Below are 207 nucleotides of genomic sequence, written 5' to 3' on the forward strand. Positions count from 1 at the left end.
CGCCCCCGACACCCGGCTGACCCACAGCGCCTCCGCAGGCCGCGCGCCCAGCACGGCCTGCGAACCAAAGCCCACCAGCAGGTAGATCACCCCGCAGCTGAGCGCATGCACCAGCCCCAGCGCCACGATCTGCAGCGGTACCGGCCACGGCGCCGTGGCGTCGGTGAACTGTGGCAGCAATGCCAGAAACAGCAGGAACACCTTGGG

At 70.0% G+C, this 207-nt stretch carries 1 pseudogene; it reads right to left on the reverse strand.

Annotation, left to right across the window (positions count from 1 at the left end):
- Nucleotides 1-207, reverse strand: a pseudogene (locus RRF55_RS29460) (LysE family translocator); the annotation flags it as partial.

Origin of the sequence: Klebsiella sp. K47 (assembly GCF_051858335.1) — a bacterium.
Lineage (GTDB): Bacteria > Pseudomonadota > Gammaproteobacteria > Enterobacterales > Enterobacteriaceae > Klebsiella > Klebsiella pneumoniae.